Origin of the sequence: Bacillus aquiflavi (assembly GCF_019915265.1) — a bacterium.
In the GTDB taxonomy this organism is placed as follows: Bacteria; Bacillota; Bacilli; order Bacillales; family Cytobacillaceae; genus Bacillus_BT; species Bacillus_BT aquiflavi.
The window spans coordinates 1044927-1063959 of record NZ_CP082780.1 but is presented as its reverse complement, the minus strand read 5'-3'; the positions used below and the strand labels follow the sequence as shown (position 1 = coordinate 1063959).

At 35.4% G+C, this 19033-nt stretch carries 20 protein-coding genes and 1 pseudogene; 4 read left to right on the top strand and 17 right to left on the bottom strand.

What is annotated here, in order from left to right; genetic code table 11:
• Nucleotides 1–5 precede the first annotated feature (5 nt).
• The 3 genes from K6959_RS05390 to K6959_RS05380 are packed head-to-tail and all read right to left on the bottom strand — an operon-like array spanning nucleotide 6 to nucleotide 3165.
• Nucleotides 6–1547, bottom strand: a complete 1542-nt coding sequence (locus K6959_RS05390; RefSeq protein WP_163242271.1) for an acyl-CoA carboxylase subunit beta — start codon at nucleotides 1545–1547, stop codon at nucleotides 6–8.
• 37 nt (nucleotides 1548–1584) lie between these two features.
• Nucleotides 1585–1797 (bottom strand): biotin/lipoyl-containing protein, encoded by a 213-nt coding sequence (locus K6959_RS05385; protein ID WP_163242272.1) that lies wholly within the window; start codon nucleotides 1795–1797, stop codon nucleotides 1585–1587.
• Nucleotides 1798–1821: 24 nt separating this feature from the next.
• Nucleotides 1822–3165, bottom strand: a complete 1344-nt coding sequence (locus K6959_RS05380; protein WP_223087840.1) for an acetyl-CoA carboxylase biotin carboxylase subunit — start codon at nucleotides 3163–3165, stop codon at nucleotides 1822–1824.
• Nucleotides 3166–3415: 250 nt separating this feature from the next.
• On the opposite strand from K6959_RS05380, the gene K6959_RS05375 reads away from it, so the two are divergent.
• On the top strand, nucleotides 3416–3892 hold the full coding sequence (locus K6959_RS05375) for an N-acetyltransferase (protein ID WP_163242274.1): 477 nt from the start codon (nucleotides 3416–3418) through the stop codon (nucleotides 3890–3892).
• 45 nt (nucleotides 3893–3937) lie between these two features.
• On the opposite strand, the gene K6959_RS05370 is transcribed toward K6959_RS05375, so the two are convergent.
• The 4 genes from K6959_RS05370 to K6959_RS05355 all read right to left on the bottom strand — a co-directional run bounded on the left by K6959_RS05370 (nucleotide 3938) and on the right by K6959_RS05355 (nucleotide 6455).
• The gene (locus K6959_RS05370) at nucleotides 3938–4525 is read right to left on the bottom strand and encodes an RsfA family transcriptional regulator (RefSeq protein WP_163242275.1); all 588 of its coding nucleotides are present in this window, start codon (nucleotides 4523–4525) and stop codon (nucleotides 3938–3940) included.
• An 81-nt stretch (nucleotides 4526–4606) separates the two neighbouring features.
• Nucleotides 4607–5365, bottom strand: coding sequence for an enoyl-CoA hydratase/isomerase family protein (locus K6959_RS05365; RefSeq protein ID WP_163242276.1), 759 nt, complete (start codon nucleotides 5363–5365; stop codon nucleotides 4607–4609).
• Between the two features lie 306 nt (nucleotides 5366–5671).
• Nucleotides 5672–5845, bottom strand: a complete 174-nt coding sequence (gene rpmF / locus K6959_RS05360) for a 50S ribosomal protein L32 (RefSeq protein WP_163242277.1) — start codon at nucleotides 5843–5845, stop codon at nucleotides 5672–5674.
• A gap of 85 nt (nucleotides 5846–5930) precedes the next feature.
• On the bottom strand, nucleotides 5931–6455 hold the full coding sequence (locus K6959_RS05355; protein WP_223087838.1) for a YceD family protein: 525 nt from the start codon (nucleotides 6453–6455) through the stop codon (nucleotides 5931–5933).
• A 225-nt stretch (nucleotides 6456–6680) separates the two neighbouring features.
• On the opposite strand from K6959_RS05355, the gene K6959_RS05350 reads away from it, so the two are divergent.
• On the top strand, nucleotides 6681–7895 hold the full coding sequence (locus K6959_RS05350) for a nucleotidyltransferase (protein ID WP_163242279.1): 1215 nt from the start codon (nucleotides 6681–6683) through the stop codon (nucleotides 7893–7895).
• Between the two features lie 183 nt (nucleotides 7896–8078).
• Here K6959_RS05350 and K6959_RS05345 read toward each other — a convergent pair whose 3' ends face one another.
• Both K6959_RS05345 and K6959_RS05340 read right to left on the bottom strand, forming a co-directional pair.
• Nucleotides 8079–9098, bottom strand: coding sequence for a SepM family pheromone-processing serine protease (locus K6959_RS05345; protein WP_163242280.1), 1020 nt, complete (start codon nucleotides 9096–9098; stop codon nucleotides 8079–8081).
• A 1-nt stretch (nucleotide 9099) separates the two neighbouring features.
• Nucleotides 9100–9885 carry a patatin-like phospholipase family protein gene (locus tag K6959_RS05340; protein ID WP_223087835.1) on the bottom strand — a complete coding sequence of 262 codons (786 nt, stop codon included), beginning with the start codon at nucleotides 9883–9885 and terminating at the stop codon, nucleotides 9100–9102.
• A gap of 257 nt (nucleotides 9886–10142) precedes the next feature.
• On the opposite strand from K6959_RS05340, the gene ylbJ reads away from it, so the two are divergent.
• The gene (gene ylbJ / locus K6959_RS05335) at nucleotides 10143–11294 is read left to right on the top strand and encodes a sporulation integral membrane protein YlbJ (protein WP_316252523.1); all 1152 of its coding nucleotides are present in this window, start codon (nucleotides 10143–10145) and stop codon (nucleotides 11292–11294) included.
• Between the two features lie 799 nt (nucleotides 11295–12093).
• Here the strand turns inward: ylbJ and coaD are convergent.
• Both coaD and rsmD read right to left on the bottom strand, forming a co-directional pair.
• Entirely contained in the window at nucleotides 12094–12585 is a 492-nt protein-coding gene (gene coaD / locus K6959_RS05330; RefSeq protein ID WP_223087834.1) for a pantetheine-phosphate adenylyltransferase, read from the bottom strand.
• 30 nt (nucleotides 12586–12615) lie between these two features.
• Nucleotides 12616–13161, bottom strand: coding sequence for a 16S rRNA (guanine(966)-N(2))-methyltransferase RsmD (rsmD, locus tag K6959_RS05325; protein ID WP_163243565.1), 546 nt, complete (start codon nucleotides 13159–13161; stop codon nucleotides 12616–12618).
• 382 nt (nucleotides 13162–13543) lie between these two features.
• On the opposite strand from rsmD, the gene K6959_RS05320 reads away from it, so the two are divergent.
• Nucleotides 13544–13933 (top strand): DUF7147 family protein, encoded by a 390-nt coding sequence (locus K6959_RS05320; protein WP_163243564.1) that lies wholly within the window; start codon nucleotides 13544–13546, stop codon nucleotides 13931–13933.
• 438 nt (nucleotides 13934–14371) lie between these two features.
• Here the strand turns inward: K6959_RS05320 and K6959_RS05315 are convergent, their stop codons facing one another.
• The 6 genes and pseudogenes from K6959_RS05315 to K6959_RS05290 all read right to left on the bottom strand — a co-directional run bounded on the left by K6959_RS05315 (nucleotide 14372) and on the right by K6959_RS05290 (nucleotide 18875).
• Entirely contained in the window at nucleotides 14372–14620 is a 249-nt protein-coding gene (locus tag K6959_RS05315; protein ID WP_163243563.1) for a hypothetical protein, read from the bottom strand.
• 15 nt (nucleotides 14621–14635) lie between these two features.
• On the bottom strand, nucleotides 14636–14836 hold the full coding sequence (locus tag K6959_RS05310; protein WP_223087832.1) for a hypothetical protein: 201 nt from the start codon (nucleotides 14834–14836) through the stop codon (nucleotides 14636–14638).
• 41 nt (nucleotides 14837–14877) lie between these two features.
• Nucleotides 14878–15345: a hypothetical protein gene (locus tag K6959_RS05305; RefSeq protein WP_179959062.1), complete on the bottom strand. Its 468-nt coding sequence runs from the start codon at nucleotides 15343–15345 to the stop codon at nucleotides 14878–14880.
• Nucleotides 15346–16170: 825 nt separating this feature from the next.
• A pseudogene (locus K6959_RS05300) lies at nucleotides 16171–17303 on the bottom strand (IS3 family transposase).
• Nucleotides 17304–17436: 133 nt separating this feature from the next.
• On the bottom strand, nucleotides 17437–17880 hold the full coding sequence (locus tag K6959_RS19790; protein ID WP_394373033.1) for a pentapeptide repeat-containing protein: 444 nt from the start codon (nucleotides 17878–17880) through the stop codon (nucleotides 17437–17439).
• Nucleotides 17881–18062: 182 nt separating this feature from the next.
• Nucleotides 18063–18875, bottom strand: a complete 813-nt coding sequence (locus K6959_RS05290; RefSeq protein ID WP_223087830.1) for a hypothetical protein — start codon at nucleotides 18873–18875, stop codon at nucleotides 18063–18065.
• Nucleotides 18876–19033 lie beyond the last annotated feature (158 nt).

Sequence of the window (19033 nt, the reverse complement as noted above, 5' to 3'; positions counted from 1 at the left end):
ATGAATTATACTGGATAAACTGGGTGTTTACGTGTGCTAAATTGCATTTCTTTCGTTTCATACAAATCAAATCTTTGGACGAGTATCTCTCTTAGCTGCGACGGTGCTACAATTTCATCGACAATTAATTCAGAACCTAGTTTATAAATATCAATATGTTCCTTATATTCTTGCTGTTTTTCTTTTACAAAAGCCATTCGTTCTTTCGGATCTTCAATCTCGTTAATTTTGTTCGAATAGACTGCGTTTACGGCTGCCTCAGGTCCCATGACAGCAATTTGTGCACTTGGCAGTGCGATACAACAATCTGGTTCAAACGCAGGACCTGCCATTGCATACAAGCCGGCTCCATATGCTTTTCTTACGATAACTGAAATTTTCGGAACAGTCGCTGAGCTCATCGCAGCAATAAGCTTTGCCCCGTGTCGAATAATTCCTGCACGCTCAACTTTTGTACCGATCATAAACCCTGGAACGTCAGCAAGGAAAAGTAACGGGATATGAAAGGCATCACAAAGCTGAATAAATTTAGCTGCTTTATCAGCAGAATCAATAAACAATACTCCTCCTTTAACTTTAGGCTGATTCGCAATAATTCCGACAACCCGACCGTCAATTCTAGCCAACCCAGTGATTAATTCAGGAGCAAACAGCTTTTTAATTTCAAAAAAACTATTTTCGTCAATTAACGAATCAATACACTCATACATATCGAATGGTGCATTTTGATTTTGAGGAATGATCTCTTCTAATTCACGCCCTTGCTTTGGCATTACACCAGCTATTTTTTGCGTTTTATTTTTAAAATTTGCAGGGAAATACGTTAAGTACTTGCGTGCTTTTGTAATTGCCTCTTTTTCATCGGTAACAAGGATATCCCCACAGCCGCTTATCGTACAGTGCATGCGAGCCCCGCCCATTTCTTCTAAAGTCACTTTTTCACCAATTACCTTTTCAGCCATTCTCGGTGAACCTAAATACATTGAGGCATTTTTCTCAACCATAATGACAATATCGCAAAATGCTGGAATATATGCACCTCCAGCAGCAGATGGACCAAAAAGAAGACAAATTTGCGGTACCATTCCAGATAACTTTACTTGATTATAAAATATTCGTCCTGCTCCGCGGCGATTTGGGAACATGTCAAGTTGATCAGTAATCCGTGCGCCCGCAGAATCGACTAAGTAAAGGATCGGCACTTTTAGTTTTTCAGCTGTTTCTTGAATACGAATAATCTTTTCAACTGTTCGTGCTCCCCACGAACCAGCTTTTACGGTTGAATCATTTGCCATTACACACACTGTTTGACCATTTATCTTGCCAATCGCTGTTACAACACCATCTGCTGGTAGATCACCAGCTTGAAAATTAGCAAACTTCCCATCTTCTTCATACTCGCCATGATCAAATAACAAAGTTAATCGATCACGAACAAACATTTTATTTTGTGCTTGAAGCTTTTCATGATATTTCTTATGACCGCCAGCTTCAATTTTGTGAATTTTTTCGTTTAACGATTCTTCTAATAAGTTTGGTGCTGTCATTGTTATGCCTCCTCTTTTTTATATCATTTTAAAAAAATTATTCAAAAATGATTAAAGTATCTTCTTCATTAACAAAATCGCCTACGTTAACCTTAACCTCTTTCACTTTTCCAGAATGACTACTTTCTACTGGAATCTCCATTTTCATTGATTCTAGCATTAACACCTCTTGACCTGCTGTTACTTCTTCGCCTGCTGAAACAAGAATATTTAAAACTGTACCTGCCATTGTTGCTGTAATTTCTTTCATAAAAATAATTCTCCTTTCAATTTTTTATTTAGTTAAAAATTGCTTATTCTTTAGATAAGAAGTCGAATAATCCCCTTTAATAAACTCCTCATCGCATAATATTTCTCGAAAAAGCGGAACATTTGTTTTAATACCTGTAATTTGGAAATCTTCAAAATATTCATTTGCTACTTGGAGTGTCTTTTCTCTTGAATTCCCGTTAAAAATAAACTTCGCAATCATCGGGTCATAATAAGGAGTTACGGTGCATCCTGCCTCATATCCTTTATCGATTCTTATCCCATCACCTGTTTTTATATTGAAAACGTCAATTTTCCCCGGAGATGGATAAAAGGTTTTCGGGTCTTCCGCATAGATGCGAAATTCAATCGCGTGTCCTTTTTGAATAATTTCATTTTGGAAAAGTGGAAGCCTTTCATTTCTAGCCACAATAATTTGCCACTTCACAAGATCGAGATTCGTTGTTTGTTCTGTTACAGGATGCTCTACTTGAAGACGTGTATTCATTTCAAGAAAATAAAAGTTTTCCTGCTCATCAACAATAAACTCAACTGTTCCTGCATTGACATATTGGACAGCTGCTGCTGCCTTAATTGCTGTTGCAAACATTTTCTGTTTCGTACTTTCAGATAATAAAGGTGAGGGAGATTCTTCAATTACCTTTTGATGACGTCTTTGAATAGAACACTCACGCTCAAAAAGATGGACGAGATTTCCTTCTTTATCGCCAAAAATTTGCACCTCAATATGTCGTGCTTTATGAAAATATTTTTCAATAAATAGTGTATCGATACCGAAATAAGCCTTTGCTCGTCCTTTTGTAGAAGTATAGGACTTAACGAGCGCTTGCTCATTTTCACAAAATACCATGCCAATCCCGCCACCGCCGCCGCTAGCCTTTAACATAACTGGATAACCGATCGAATTTGCCAATAAGCACGCCTCTTCTAACGTACTTACTCCCTCATCACTGCCAGGAACAACCGGAACTCCTGCTTGTTTCATCGTTTGCCTTGAGGCAATTTTATCACCCATTAGTTCAATTGTTTTTGGAGAAGGGCCGATAAAGATGATCCCGCTCTCTTCTACTTTTCTAGCAAACTCTGCATTTTCTGATAGAAGTCCATAGCCTGGGTGAATGGCATCCACTTGTTCCTTTTTCGCTATTTCAATTATTTTATCCATTTTTAAATAAGATTTGTTAACAGGCGCCTCCCCAATATGAACTGCTTTTTTCGCCTCCTTAACAAAGGGTAGATCCCGATCGGCATCAGAAAATATACAAACCGTATCGATGTTCATTTCATGACATGTTTTGATTATCCGTGACGCAATTTCTCCCCTATTCGCAATTAATATTTTTTGCACACTCTTTCCCCTTTCTTACCCCTTTTTTCCAAATCTAATATTAAAATGATAATATTTTTCGGGATAAAAGTATTTTCGACACATTTATCTCATATTCCTGCTTCATATGTAAACGCTTCCTTAATTATTAGAGGAATTTTTTATCTGTTTATTATATAATAATATTGAATATGTAGAAAGCGCTTTATTAGCAAAAAGACGATTAAACTTTAACTGAATAATACGATTGCTATAGACTAGGGGGATTTTTATGGAAATAAAAGTAGAACGATTACATGTAAATTATAAAACTTTGGATGAGTTTAAAGAGTTTAAAGAATATGGACATCAAGAACTTTCAATGTTGGAAGACTTAGAAACTAATATTATTGAAAACGACAGTGAATCTCCTTTTTATGGGATTTACTTCGGGGGAAAACTCGTTGCTAGAATGAGTCTTTATCAAATAGATGCCCAATTCGATCGTTATTTTGATCCACCGCAAAACTATTTAGAGCTTTGGAAGTTGGAAGTTCTCCCCGATTACCAAGGAAAAGGATTTGGCAAAGCATTGGTCAATTTTGCTAAGAGCTTTAATTTGCCAATTAAAACAAATCCACGTATTCAATCTAAACCATTCTGGGATAAAATGGGGTTCGAAAGTGTGACATATGATATGGACCGTGATCTTGGTGAAAATCCCCTCGTTTGGTTTCCTGAAGGGGTAAAAGAACAAACGAACGAATAAATAAAAATCGCTGTTACGGACGCTTATTTAAGCGTCCGTAATACTTTACTGCCTATTATTCGTTCTTCTATTTTGCTGGCGGATTTCTCCCCTTGCTTTTTCCATTATCTCAATTAAAGTATGGTAATCTGAAGCAATCGCATCTAATTCTGTCGTAAGTCTTTCTCTCTCTTTTGCTAACTCCTCAACCTCAGCCTCAAGCTGTTTTATTTTATCTATATTTTGTTCATTGTTAGATTGTCTATTTATTTGTGCATCCTGATATAACTTTTTTAAATAGGTTAACACCTCATCAAAAGATATAGCGCTTTTAGCAGATTCCGATTGCAATGACGCTTTTTCCTTTTTATTGGTTTCAATTGAATCTTTGCTTTTTTCCAACTGTTTATTTTCTTGCACTTGCTTTTTATACTGTTTTCGTTGCTTTTTCGCAAGCTCGATCCCTGACTTATACTGTTTTCGAACAGACGAATTCCAGCGGAAACCACATGCAGCGGCTGTCCTTGATAGCTGCTTGCCAACCTCCTCAAAAGCTTGTAATTGAGTACCTCCTTCACGTATATGACGAAGCACGATTTCAGCAAGGATTAAATCCTCATCTGGTGTCCATGCATCTTGGCGGGTAGACGGCATCAATATATCCCTCCTAGTTTTTACTTTATACATATGCAACTACTAGAAAAGATAGACTGAATCATCCTTGTTTATTTCGTTTTATTTTTTCGCGATAAAATTTGCTACAGCTTCATGGTGAGCTTCGTCTGCCCATAAAACAGCACATCTTCTCACTTCTTCGTCAATTCTCCCTTTTAAATTTGATTGCTCCCATTTTCTAATGAGAATTGATTTATATGCCTTTAATACTTCTACTTGTTTGTCAGTCATATTTTTAAGAAACTGTTCACATGCCTCAAGCGAATCTCCACTATATACTGAATCAATAAATCCTATTTGCAGAAGCTTGTCGGTATGATTAAGTTTTGCCTCCATTAGCATTTGCTCGGCGTGATTACTTTGCATTTTTTCAACTAGCATTGTACCTCCGCCCCAGCCGCTAGTGATTGCCAAATAACCTTGTACAAAACCGGCTTTTATCCCTTCTTTCGCAATTCGATAATCACAAGAAATAGCAAGCTCACAGCCCCCTCCTACAGCAACACCGTTCATAAGTGCAACTGTTGGAATTTCGAGGGTTAATAATCTGTAAAGAATATTTGACATTTTGGATAACATTCCATATGCTTGCTCTTCTGTTTTTAAACCGTGAAAGACAGATAAATCTCCCCCTGAGCAAAAAGCACTTTCCCCTGCACCGGTTATCACTAACGCTTTTACATTTTGCTCCTTTGCTAAATTGATCGCTTTTTCTAGTCCGTCCATTACTTCAAAACTAATCGCATTTCTTTTTTCATGTCTATTAATCGTAAATAATATGTAATTGTCAGAACGTTTTTCAATAATATAAGGTTCCATTTTTCCCCTCCAGTAAATACTGTTTATTTTATTTTAAAAATAATTCAGAATTTTTTTCAATCATTTTTTACTTATTAAATAATTGTATGATAAAAGCACAAGGCATAAAGCCTTGTGCTCAGACTGTTGAAAAACTCTCGCATTCTTCGTTAAGCTCATGAAACAACTTGTTCTATTCGCCTTCCGCCTCGTTGCTCGGCGCCTCGACTGACAAGCGTTTTCAATCAGCCTGAGGATATCTTGTTGACATGATCTAAAAGCAAGCTAAGCACAAGGCGCAAAGTCTTGTGCTTTTGAGATGGAAAATTAGTTGTTAATAACTTCTTTTCCTCTATATGTTCCGCAAGATTTGCATACGCGATGAGCAAGTTTCATTTCACCGCAGTTGTCGCATTTCGTAACACCCGTAACTTGTAATTTGAAATGTGTACGGCGCTTTCTTTTAGCAGTTTTAGACGTTCTTCTAGCAGGTACAGCCATTTTCCCCACCTCCTTAGAGAAAATTAAGAAAGCTATGAAGACCAAGATTGTTTGGTCTTCATAATTGTTTTTTATGTCTTCTGATTTATTTATCAGAAGAATCACTTTGATCAAAAAATTTTGCAAGTTCTGCAAGCCGAGGATCTACTGTCTCTTTTTTTGTTTTTTCTTGAATAACTTCCCAATCTTCCCCAGATTGAGGAGCAGCATCCTCATCATTTACATTCTCACTAAAAACTTGCATCGGAACTTCGAGCAAAAGGATTTCTATAATGACTGGCATAAGATCAATCACATCACCTTTTACTAAATAGACTTCCTCTTCTTGCTCATAATCTAAATCGCTTAAAAGGAAGGTTTCCGTTGTTTGTACATCAATTGGATATTTTACATCTACTAAAGTACGAGAACAAGGAAGAATCAAATACCCCTTTAAATGTAAATGAAACGTTACTTTCCTATAACTAAAGTCGACTCGACCTGTTACATGAATGGGTGAAACTTCACGAATTGTACGTTCAATTTCAGTTAGTTCATCAACACGAATAGTCTCATCAATTAAAAAGTCCTTGTTCCGATATTTTTGTAATTGACTTATTGTCCATTTCAATAAAAATCACCTCAAGGCAACAAAGGTAATTATAGCTTTCCAATAAATATTTGTCAATGTTTTTTCTTGACGGTATAATACAGCCATTAATAGTTATAGTGTAACCTAATTTATAAAAATTCTTTCTAATGAAAAAAATACTAGATGACCTTTGTAATTGTTAATATAATTATTTTTAAGGCAGAAAAGAGTATTTTTTAATGGATGATAAAGGAGAAATGCTATTTGAGAGCTGTAGGTGTAATTGTTGAATATAATCCTTTTCATAATGGACATGCTTTTCATTTACAGAAAGCAAAAGAAGCAACAGACGCTGATATTATGATTGCAGTGATGAGCGGGAACTTTCTCCAACGCGGGGAGCCGGCGCTCGTTTCCAAATGGACAAGAACGAAAATGGCGCTTGCCGCTGGCGTTGATATTGTTTTTGAGCTCCCTTATCCTTTTGCTACTCAAAAAGCAGATACATTTGCAAACGGTGCTGTATCAATTTTAACTGCTGCAATGTGCCATTCGTTATGTTTCGGAAGCGAGGATGGGGATGTAAGCGCTTTTCATGCGACAGATTACTTTCTAAAAAAACATGATCACCAATTACAAATTAAAATTAAGCAACATATGAAAGCGGGTGTAAGTTATCCAAAAGCGGTTGCCAATGCATTACAAACTATTTCCACTAATGAAAAATTAATAGATTTATCGAAGCCAAATAATATGCTTGGCTACCAATATGTTAGCGCAGTTCAAGAACAAAAAAGCTCAATGCATATATGTACAATTAAGCGTCAAAATGCAGATTACCATGATGAACAATTTTCCTCAGAAACAATTGCCAGTGCTACGAGCATTCGAAAAGCGCTTTTTTCTAAAATGGAGAATACCGAGATAATAAAACAATACGTTCCCATTTCAACGTATCATTATTTAATGAAATATAAACAATTATATGGGGATTTTCATCAATGGGAAAACTACTGGCCATTTTTAAAATTTAAATTATTGCAAAGCACTGCTAAACAATTAAAACATATTTATGAAATGGAGGAAGGGTTAGAAAATCGTTTCCTTTCAGCTGCCGAAGAAGCAAATTCTTTCTATCAATTTATCGAGAAAATAAAAACGAAACGTTATACGTGGACAAGATTACAAAGAGCGTCAGTTCATTTACTGACTAATACACAAAAAGAAGAAATGATGATGCATGGAAAAACAGCTGAATATTTACGTTTACTCGGTTTTAGTAAAAACGGAAAAACATATTTAAATAAAATGAAACATCAGTTTCATTTGCCGTTAATATCAAAATTATCTTCTTTTAAATCGGAAAAAATTGCGCTTGATATTCGTGCCTCGAAAATATTTGCACTTAGTTCAAGAAAATTATTAAAAGAAGAATTTTCTCATCCTCCTATTTTTTATGATAAACGTACTCAAATATAGTAAAAAACATGCCGGATACTTCAATTAATAAATCCGATTGAGCATTTTGTCAAAGAAAAAAGCTAATGACCTTATACTTTAGAGTAGAGGTTTTAGCTTTTTTTGAACAACTTGTAAACAAAGCGCATATTTAAAGCAATAGCATGTAGTTGATAAAAATAATCACATTGTCAATAAACATTTTTATTTACTTTCAAGCTGATTCAAATAATGAATCGCCTCATCAAATGAATCAATTGGAATAATTTTCATTTTTGTTTTAATATCCTTCCCAGTTTTTATTGCTGCTTCATAATTTGAATCTTTAGCACCATTTTCAAAAGGCGCAAAAAAGATTTCTGCTCCTGCTTTATCAGCAGCAACAATTTTTTGTTCTATACCCCCGATCCTTCCAACAGTTCCATCTGGATTAATGGTTCCTGTGCCTGCGATTTTATATCCTTTTGTAAAATCGTTTTCGGTTAATTGATTATAAATTTCTAAGGAAAACATCAAACCAGCAGAAGGACCGCCAATTTTCTCCGTATCGACCTTCACTTTCGGATCTACATTTATATCTTTGTCTTCTACAAGTCCAATCCCAATCCCAACTTTTCCACTCCCATCAGGAAAAGAGGCGATTGGGATTTTAACTGACTCTGTTTTACTGTCACGCTCATATGTTATTAATATTTCTTCTCCTTCTTTTTTATTGCTCATATATTCAATAAATTCCTGCTGCGTTTTAAACGTATTTTGATCTATTTTAAAGATGCGATCACCAGGCTGCAGCTTATTTTCTGCAGGCATATTTTCAATTATATTTAAAACATACACTCCATTATAGCGATAAGAAACTGGTATCCCCGCTTTTTTGTAGGCTACTTCAATAGCTGAAATTTTTGAACTTTCCATATAATGAAGCTGACGAATATTATACTCTTCGTCTGTCTCGTCTTTTTCTTTTACTGCTTCCAAAGGAAGGATTTCCTCATACTCCCTGAATTTCGCCAATAAGTATGCATAAATATTAGCCCTGCCTATTGATACCGTTGTTAACATAAAGTTCCCATTTTCTTCATAACCATTTTCAACTTCAATAATCTCAGTTAGATCTTGCGCCATTCCCGGTTTAGAAACATAATATGGCAAATAGTAAAATGAACTTGCAGTTAATATCATTACAGCAAGTATGAAGGAACGTGAAAATAAAGTTTTTTTTATCTTATAATGGCTCCTTCCAGCACTTAATCATTCGTTTAATTTTTTTAACTTGTTTCCTTGTTTCTTCTTCACCAATCTTAATGATCTCTTCAATATTTGTAAATGCTTGACTGCTAAACATTTCTACATGAGGACGTATCATGATATCAGAAGCGATCTCTCTATTTCTCACTAACTCCATTTGTAAAATGTCTAAACTTTGGATAATGACGTCAAAAATCGATGTGATCTCTAAATTCGTATTCACATGGGATACATCAACTGCAATGATAAATTCTGCCCCCATTTCTTTTACAACAGACACAGGTACACGATCAACAACACCGCCATCTACTAACAACCGTCCATTTATTTTCTCAGGGACAAATATTCCCGGAATTGAGATACTTGCACGAACAGCATCATCAATTGGACCCTTTGTAAAAACAACCTTTTCACCAGATTTTAAATCTGTTGTAACGACACTAACCGGAATATTTAGATTTTCTATCATTTTTCCATGTGTAAATATTTTTTTAAGCTCTTTAACCCTTTTACCAGCAATAAACCCCATATTAGGAATTGTAAAGTCTAAAAAATATTTTCGTTTAAATGCTTTTGAAAGTTTATAAAGATCATTAAGATCTAGGCCGGCTCCATAAAAACACCCGACAAGTGCCCCCATACTACTTCCTGCGATCATATCAATTGGAATTCCTTCTTCTTGTAAAACTTTAATAACACCTAAATGAGCAAATCCCCTGGCACCACCTGATCCAAGTGCTAAGCCAATCTTTGGACGTCTCAAAAAAATCCCTCCTAATAATATGTGAAATCTGTCATGATCTTAAACAGATTGAACACTCGTCTATTTATTAAGTCATTTTTTGCACAGAAAAAAGTCTGCATTATTCTTATGGTCTAAATTGAAGTTGTATGAGTATATTGAGTTATATGAGGACAGGACAAGACTAAAAACAAGGTTATTATTTATTAACCCTATTATTCTAACAAAACATTAGACTAACTGCACAGTTTTGACACTCTCGAGGGGAGGCTTAATTTGTGTTTCATTCAAAAATGAAAACAATCTTTCTTGCTTTTACTGTAACACTATTAGCTATTTCTCTAATTATTTTCCCAGAAGAATCGTTTGAGGCTTCCATTAGGGGTCTTAATATGTGGTGGGAAATTGTTTTTCCATCTTTACTCCCATTCTTTATCGTTTCAGAAATGCTAATTGGCTTTGGGGTTGTGAAATTTTTAGGTGTTCTTCTCGAACCTTTAATGCGCCCCCTCTTTAAAGTTCCAGGAGCAGGCGGATTTGTTTGGGCAATGGGCATGGCATCCGGCTATCCCGCAGGTGCTAAATTAACAACAAGATTAAGACAAGAAAGACAACTGACACAAATTGAAGCTGAAAGACTTGTTTCTTTTACAAACTCATCAAATCCTTTGTTTATTTTTGGTGCAGTATCTGTGGGATTTTTTAAAAATACTCAGTTGGGTATTTTACTTGCTTTAGCTCATTACCTAGGAAATATTAGCGTTGGATTAACGATGCGATTTTATGGGGGAAAGAAAGAAAAATGGGACAGAACTAAAGAAAAACCAGCAAAAATCTCATTAAAATTAGCCTTTTCTGCTCTCCATCACACAAGAATAAAAGACAATAGACCAATCGGGAAGCTGATTGGCGATGCTGTTATTTCATCGATTCAAACATTGCTTATGATAGGCGGTTTTATTATATTATTTTCAGTTATAAACAAGTTGCTATATCATTTACATATTACCGCCTTCTTGGCTAAAGCAGTAGAGTTTGGTTTAAAACTATTCCATTTTCCTGAATTAATGAGCATTCCATTTATTTCCGGTTTATTTGAAATTACGTTAGGAAGCCAAATGACTAGTCAAATTCAAGAGGCGACTTTATTGCAACAAGCGATTATGACGAGCTTTATTTTGGCATTTAGTGGATTTAGCGTTCAAGCTCAAGTAGCAAGTATTTTAGCACAAACAGACATTCGTTTTAAGCCATTTTTCTTTGCTAGAATTTTACATGGTTGTTTCGCAAGTTTTTTTACGTTACTTTTATGGTATCCAGTCTACGAGCGATTTAACACAACTGAACAACCTTCAAATGTTATCCCTGTTTTATTATTTTTAGGAAAATTCTTTGTCTTATTGAATACTATAATCTGCTCATTAGTATAGGTCCTATTATTACAATTTTTTCGTTAGTTATTTATGTAATTATTCTTGCGAAAAGAACGTTGCTTGTTAAAGCAAAGTAAAAAAACGAGCTCGTCCCAGACTGGTGACAAACGCTCTTCATTCTGCGTTATTTGCACTTCGTTTGATAGCTCATGAATGATATGTACTACTCGCTTCCACCTCGTGCTACGTGCCTGAACTGACATGCGTTTTCAATCAGTCTGAGGAAAGTAATTAAATTTTTGACCTTGCCTACAACCATTTAAATGAGCATGTATTATGTCCCAGACTGGTGACAAACGCTCCCATTTTGCGTTATTTGCACTTCGTTGTCAGCTCATGAACGATATGTTTCTACTCGCTTCCGCCTCGTGCTACGTGCCTGGACTGACATGCGTTTTCAATCAGTCTGAGGAAAGTAATTAAATTTTTGACCTTGCCTACAACCATTTAAATGAGCATGTATTATGTCCCAGACTGGTGACAAACGCTCCCATTTTGCGTTATTTGCACTTCGTTGTCAGCTCATGAACGATATGTTCTACTCGCTTCCGCCTCGTGCTACGTGCCTGGACTGACATGCGTTTTCAATCAGTCTGAGGAAAGTAATTAAATTTTTGACCTTGCCTACAACCATTTAAATGAGCATGTATTATGTCCCAGACTGGTGACAAACGCTCCCATTTTGCGTTATTTGCACTTCGTTGTCAGCTCATGAACGATATGTTCTACTCGCTTCCGCCTCGTGCTACGTGCCTGAACTGACATGCGTTTTCAATCAGTCTGAGGAAAGTAATACTTAATGATCAAATCCAAATTTCTTTTTAAGTGCCTTTTCAATTGACGGGGGTACTAGTAGTTCAGATATATTTCCATCATACTTTGCTACTTCTTTCACAATACTTGAACTAAGAAAAGAGTATTGACTGTTTGTCATAATAAAAAACGTCTCAATTTTATCATCTAGAACACGGTTCATTGATGTAATTTGCATTTCATACTCAAAGTCGGAAACAGCTCTCAGTCCACGAATGATTGCGTTTGCATTTACACTTTTCGCATAGTCAATTAAAAGACCTGAATAAGCATCGACTTTAACATTCGGTATATTGCTAGTTACTCGTTTTATTAATGCTAGCCTTTCTTCTACAGTAAATAACGGTTTTTTCGCTGCATTATTTAGCACGACAACATTTACTTCATCAAATACTTTTGCCCCTCTTGCAATAATATCGATATGACCATATGTAATCGGATCAAAGCTCCCAGGACAAACTGCAATGCTTGTCAAACGGATCTCCCCCCTTGTTCGCTTAAAGCCTTAAGTATAAATTGAAATGTCTATCATCCCATATGTTTCGCGGTTTCTACGTGTTAATGTTCCAATATTATCTTGTAATTCCGTCATACAATCATGTTCACAAACAATAACCCCATGTTCTTTCAAAAGTCTTCCTTTTTCAATTGTTTCAATTAATAATTGCAGCTTTTGCTTTTTATATGGCGGATCTAAAAATATATAATCAAAAACGAGTCCCCTTTTAATCAGTGCTTTTAAAGCTCTTTCAGAATCATTTCGATATATTTCTGACTGTTCTGTCAATCTACATGATACGATGTTATGCTTTATTACTTGAAACGCTTTCATATCCCGATCAACAAATATGACTTTATCCAGTCCCCTGCTTAATGCTTCGATTCCAAGGCTTCCGCTCCCTGCAAATAAGTCCAGACCCAATCCCCCATCAAAATAAGGTCCAATCATGTTAAAAATAGCTTCTTTCACTTTATCAGTTGTCGGTCTTGTTTGCTTACCGGGAACCGGTTTTAACGATCTTCCCTTGCACGTTCCTGAAACAACCCTCATTCAACATCACCGCGATCATTTTTTCGTCATGTTTCTCCATTATCCTAACATACATAAGTGTACACAACCAACAGGAAATTGATTATTTAAGTAAAAAATTTCACTTTCCAGTGTATAACTGTTTTTTTTGTGGAGATAATGTAATTAACAGCATCTACTAAGGATGTTGTTGCCAACCGCGGAGAAGACTTACGTTTCCCCATAAGTTCTTCCTCCGGTTTCTCCTCTCCCTTTACCTTCTATCCTTTTATAAAGGAATTGGAAGGATCCTGCAGAAAAATTCTGCAGGCTTTTTTCTTTTGAACATAGGCAACACTTCTGTTTTAATAGGGAAAATGATAAAGTATTTAATGGAGAAATCGGACAAAAAGGAGGAGCCCCAATGATTCAACGTTTTATCGAGCTTGGAGAAGGTTACTCAGATATATATGAGTTGCTTGAAATTGCAAAAGCAAATCGCCAACGGTTATCGTCTATGATGGCATTACATACAACCTATAATGAACGTGAAGTAAGTTCTTTAGTTGTCATACTTCAGCCAACTACTCCAGGAAATTTTCAACCGCTATATATTTGCCGAGAAGGAATTCCTTCGCCTACGACTAAACCAAATAAGCGATTCGAACTATTTCTTGAAACCGCACAATCCCTTGGAAAAAATGTTATTAAACTACATGTAAAGTCATCTGCAATATTTTCGGAAAAGGAATTATATTACCAATATTTAATTGGGATTTTGCGCATGAATCGATATATTCCACCTTTGCAGTAGGTAACATTAGTAGTACAGACATAGGTCGAGGGCTGTCTCAAAAGTCATTTTTCAATGACTTTTGAGAACCGCCCCATTTAATTTTAAAAATGTAAAGAGACAAAACCCGTTTCTACTCTCGATGTAAAATTGAGGTAGAAAGCGTATTTGATCACATCGAGGGCAATCGGTCGTTCCACAGATTTTTTTACGAAGCCTTATAAAGAGCAAGTGGAGTTCGGGATTTTGGCAATGACCTAAAATTCTTTTTAAAGTAGCTAGTATCCGCCAGTTACTTTAAAGAAAACGATCAAAATATAAAAGCAGGTGGAGAAAAACGATGTTTTGTTTTGCTCCACCTGCTTTTATTTTAGGGGCTTATTGGTCAAGCCCTTCTCTTAAATAGACGATTTTTACTTTCACTGTTGTTTAATTTACCAATTACTAATAACTCAATCATTAATCAAGTATTTCTTGTTCCAATTTGTATACATCAATTTTTCCTTTTTTGAAAAAGTGTAATCTTCCACATTGTTTACATTCCCATAAAGAGCCTGATAAAGGCATATTATCAACAAATTCCTCTACTGTTTTAGGCTCTTTTTCCAATAGTGTATCGTAATCTTCATCTAAATAAATACTATACGCATTACATGTATCTAACTTTTCATCCTCCATTAAATTCCCACAAATACATCTGACCTTCATAATTTTACCTCTTTCTTATTTTATAAATATAATTCTATCTAATATATCTTTTTCATATTTTCCAGATAATCTTGCAACTATCTCATCAATTTGTTGTTGTGTAAAGTTAGCTTTGGAAATATCATAAATTATATCCCCTGAACCATCCAGTTGTTTTAATGCCCTGTTTACCTTAGTAATCAATGTATTAATATTGTTTCCATTAAGAGTTTTCAATTCAGCAGGTCTTTCATCAACTAAAAAGTCGAATGATTTACCTATATTTGGTTTTTGGGCATAAGTTTAATATTTTTCCCTTGTTCTAATAATTGATTGACTACGTTTTTTTCATCTGGAGTGAGCTCATGAAAAGCTTTCAAAGATGTATCTAACTTTCCTTTAGTTTTACTAGTTCCCCCGCTCCCCACAGACACTTTCCCACCACGACTGTCTCCAAACGCTTCCTTACTCGCCTGGTGGATTCGATTGTACAAATCATCCATCACGTTGTATGGAATGTTGTTTACCGTGCCTGTAGCAAAAGCGGGAGTTAATCCTTTAGTAATCGGTATCGGTGGCGGAATCTTATTTGCAACATTTCCAATCTTTCCAACATGACCGAGTTTTGCAGCGTTTCCAAGCTGATCTGCTCTGCTTAATCCTTTATCTCCGATTACGCCAATCCCAATTGTTGTTAAACCATAGGAGAAGAATTCAGCACGGCTGTGGGCATCACCGTTAGACATCTCGATTCCAGGCGTTTTTCATCCCTTCCCACATATATTTTGGGAAATTGATTACTTTATTTTTCATTTCCCCTAGCTTTTTCTTTGGGTCATGGATGAGTTGATAAGCGAAGATGGCTTTTTCGATAAAATTTTAATTTTTAAAAGCTTCTTATGAATATTTGGCATTTTTTTTTTCATAAAATAAAACAATAAGTTCACTAGCATTAATCCAATGAACGATATCGTCCCACATAATGTTTTAAACAGTACTCCGCCAGAGATGATTACAGTAGCAACGGGATTAAATAAAAATTGCCTTAAAAGAGGAAACAAAATAAAAAGCAGTTGGTGCCAAAAATCCCCTAGCTTCAACATAATTTCTGAATTAACTTTTATGGTTTCAAAAGCAAAATTAGGATTACTATTTATTAAATGCTTGGTGAATGTCCATCTTTTATTTTATAATTCCTTTCTTCTAGATAGCCAAAACTAGAAAATATAGATTGCCAGCAAGAATACGAAACATTTTACGGGAACGAACTTCCAAATACGCATTCAACATAGTTATGACGAATTATGCTTTGAAAAGAATGATAATGAGTGGTTTGTGACACTAGAGGATGATGTAACATTTACTCTGAGATTGGTCGAAGTATATAAAGCGAGGATATGATTCTTGATTCAAAGAACCGATTTCGGTATTAGGACTCCCTTTTTAAGGAATTTTTTCTGTAAAACATACCGGAATAATACGCCTATTATTTTTAAATTGGAAATAAAGTGATCAACAGCACACTATGTCAGATTCATCGTATGGAATGTGAACACTAAACTGGACAAAAATTATAAGGTCTGCTGTTTAAATTCGACAGGTGTTAAATAGCCTAGTGTTCATGAATTCGAATATTGTTGAACCAATGCACATAATCATCAAGTTCAAGAACGAGCTGTTCAAGAGAAAAGAATTGAGCTCCATTAGCGAATTCTGTTTTAAATACCTTAAACATTGCTTCAGCCACGGCATTATCATAAGGGCACCCTTTCATGCTCAACGATCTCTGAATTCCAAATGTTTCTAGTGCCTCTGAGATTAGTAAATTATCAAACTCTTTTCCACGGTCTGTATGAAACATTTTGACGTCATTCAAATTCGGTTGAATGCTTGCGATTGCTTGATATACAAGGTCCGCGGTCTTATTTTCATCAGCGCTATGACCAATGATTTCGCGATTGAAAAGGTCGAAAAATAAGCATACATAATGCCACTTTTTTCCGACACGGATGTAAGTTAAATCGCTGACAATAACAGCTAAATATTCGTCTTGCTTAAATTGACGTTTCAATTCGTTCTTTACAGGCGCTTCATTACACGTTGACTGATGTGGTTTAAATTGCGCCACTGTGTTGGTTGAAACAAGTCCCATTTCCGTTCATTAACCGTCCAATTCGACGACGTGAAACATGCTTTGGTTCTGGTAACTTCGCTAATTCTTTCTTTATTTTACGTGTACCATAGTTGTTACGACTTTCTTTAAAAATAAGAGCAATTTCTTTGGAAAGCTCTTTATCTTCGGCTTTCTGCGCACGTTTACCTGTTAGATCGGCGTGATAGTAATACGTGCTTTTTGGAATATCGAGGACGTCGCACATTGCTGATACCGAATAGTTGTGAGCGTTATTTCGAATCAGATCTATTTTCGTCCCATGATCAGCGCTGCTTGCTTTAAAATATCGTTCTCCATGAGTAAACGTTGGTTTTCTTTGCGGAGGCGTATCAATTCATTTTCTTCTTCTGAACGATTATCTTTTGCTGCAAAAGAGCCTGTTTCACGATGGTTTTTAATCCAACGATCTAAAGCAGACGGTGTAATATCGTATTCTCTAGCAATATCAGCACGAGATTTGCCATTTTCATAAAGCTTCACTAATTGCAGTTTAAATTCAGGTGTAAAAGTTCGACGTTGACGTGTCATCATAGCACGCTCCTTATTTAATAGTCTAAGTTTACAGCCCCTTATTTTATCTGTCCAACTTAGTGTAGCCTATCCAGTATAGGATAATTTGGAATAGGGTGTCTGAAATAATGTGCTAGTTTTTACACTTTGCCCTCTAAAGAATTTCGCTTCGCTCTTTAAAAAAGCTTATAGCCTCGTCTCCATTTATAATTACTGGTCGTTCTAAAGTTCCCTTGTTAATATTTTTTTTCATATCAGTAACCTTAAATTTACTTTTTTTAAATTTAAGGCTACTAATTATACACTCCCAAAATTCTATTCCATTAAAGTCACATTCTTCAAACAGTATATTTTTAACTATACTATTTGAAAATACATCATCTAATTTGCAATGTTGAAAACACAAATTCCCAAAAAGGGTTTCATTTGAACTTACTTTTATTAGTGTACAATTATCAAATATCGAATTTACTATTTTACTAGCATCTAGTTCTACTTTTCCAAAGTTTACATTTTTAAATGTTATATTATTAAATTCACAACCATATAATTTTGCTCCCCCAAAATTTGTATTCTCAAAAACAGTATTACAAAAAATTGAGTCTGTAATGTATACATCTACAAAATTTAGCTGTGACAGATTATTACTTGAGAAATCTATTTCATCTAAAATTAACCTTTTTCCCTCTTTATCATTTTTATTTTTACTGAATCCATATATAAATTATGGTTGCTTATTAATAAATCGAGCTCTTTTTGGTCAATTTTTTTCATAATATATCACTCCGGCCACCAAATAATTTTATTTTCTAATCCTGATTGTTTTATAGCTCCTTCAAGTTCTTTAATATGTTCTAATTTTAAATTAGTTTTATCAACTACAACTATATCATTACCGTTCTTTTCAAATTCTTTTATTATATTTTTCATCGCATTTTCTACTTTAAATGCACCTTTTCTTGGTGAGGTTATAGGTTTTCCATCTGCTCCTATAGGATTAGATTCAAAGCTTTTTACATCAATTTTTTTACCAGTAGTAGTATCTATAAATTCAGCCTTAGGATCCAAACTTCTTTCAAGTTTTCCAAATTCCCCCCTTTGCTCCAACTCAAGACCTATAACTGCTTCTTTTTTAGACCCCTTCGTTACTGCTTTCTTTGCCGAATCATATGATAAAGCATCTAACTCCGCTTGAGTTCTTCCACCAGTATAACCTTTACCCGTTCCCTTACCAATTACATCCACATCCACCGACACTTTCCCACCACGACTGTCTCCAAACGCTTCCTTACTCGCTTGATGGATTCGATTGTACAAGTCATCCATCACGTTGTATGGAATGGTGTTTACCGTGCCTGTTGCAAAAGCGGGAGTTAATCCTTTATTAATCGGTATCGGTGGCGGAATCTTATTTGCAACATTTCCGATCTTTCCAATATTACTGAGTTTTGCTGCATTTCCAAGCTGACCTGCTCTACTTAATCCTTTATCTCCAATTATGCCAATTCCGATTGTTGTTAAACCATAGGAGAAGAATTCAGCGCGGCTGTGGGCATCTCCGTTGATGACATCTCGATTCCAGGCGTTTTTCATCCCTTCCCACATATATTTTGGGAAAGAAACATTATTAAAAAAGAGAGTCAAAAACCACTTTGATCTTTTAACCTCGTTACTGACTCTCTTTTTATTAACCATTGAATTAGTACCTGTAAAAAAACAAAAATCACCAAATTATTTTTCAAACACTTTCT

What these genes read in the sequence shown, in the direction of transcription:
- K6959_RS05390 (WP_163242271.1), bottom strand. Translation starts at nt 1,547, where the DNA reads ATGACAGCACCAAACTTATTAGAAGAATCGTTAAACGAAAAAATTCAC.
- K6959_RS05365 (WP_163242276.1), bottom strand. Translation starts at nt 5,365, where the DNA reads ATGGAACCTTATATTATTGAAAAACGTTCTGACAATTACATATTATTT.
- K6959_RS05305 (WP_179959062.1), bottom strand. Translation starts at nt 15,345, where the DNA reads ATGTCTAACGGTGATGCCCACAGCCGTGCTGAATTCTTCTCCTATGGT.
- K6959_RS05375 (WP_163242274.1), top strand. Translation starts at nt 3,416, where the DNA reads ATGGAAATAAAAGTAGAACGATTACATGTAAATTATAAAACTTTGGAT.
- K6959_RS05385 (WP_163242272.1), bottom strand. Translation starts at nt 1,797, where the DNA reads ATGAAAGAAATTACAGCAACAATGGCAGGTACAGTTTTAAATATTCTT.
- K6959_RS05315 (WP_163243563.1), bottom strand. Translation starts at nt 14,620, where the DNA reads ATGAAGGTCAGATGTATTTGTGGGAATTTAATGGAGGATGAAAAGTTA.
- K6959_RS05290 (WP_223087830.1), bottom strand. Translation starts at nt 18,875, where the DNA reads ATGAAAAACGCCTGGAATCGAGATGTCATCAACGGAGATGCCCACAGC.
- K6959_RS05370 (WP_163242275.1), bottom strand. Translation starts at nt 4,525, where the DNA reads ATGCCGTCTACCCGCCAAGATGCATGGACACCAGATGAGGATTTAATC.
- K6959_RS05320 (WP_163243564.1), top strand. Translation starts at nt 13,544, where the DNA reads ATGATTCAACGTTTTATCGAGCTTGGAGAAGGTTACTCAGATATATAT.
- rpmF (WP_163242277.1), bottom strand. Translation starts at nt 5,845, where the DNA reads ATGGCTGTACCTGCTAGAAGAACGTCTAAAACTGCTAAAAGAAAGCGC.
- rsmD (WP_163243565.1), bottom strand. Translation starts at nt 13,161, where the DNA reads ATGAGGGTTGTTTCAGGAACGTGCAAGGGAAGATCGTTAAAACCGGTT.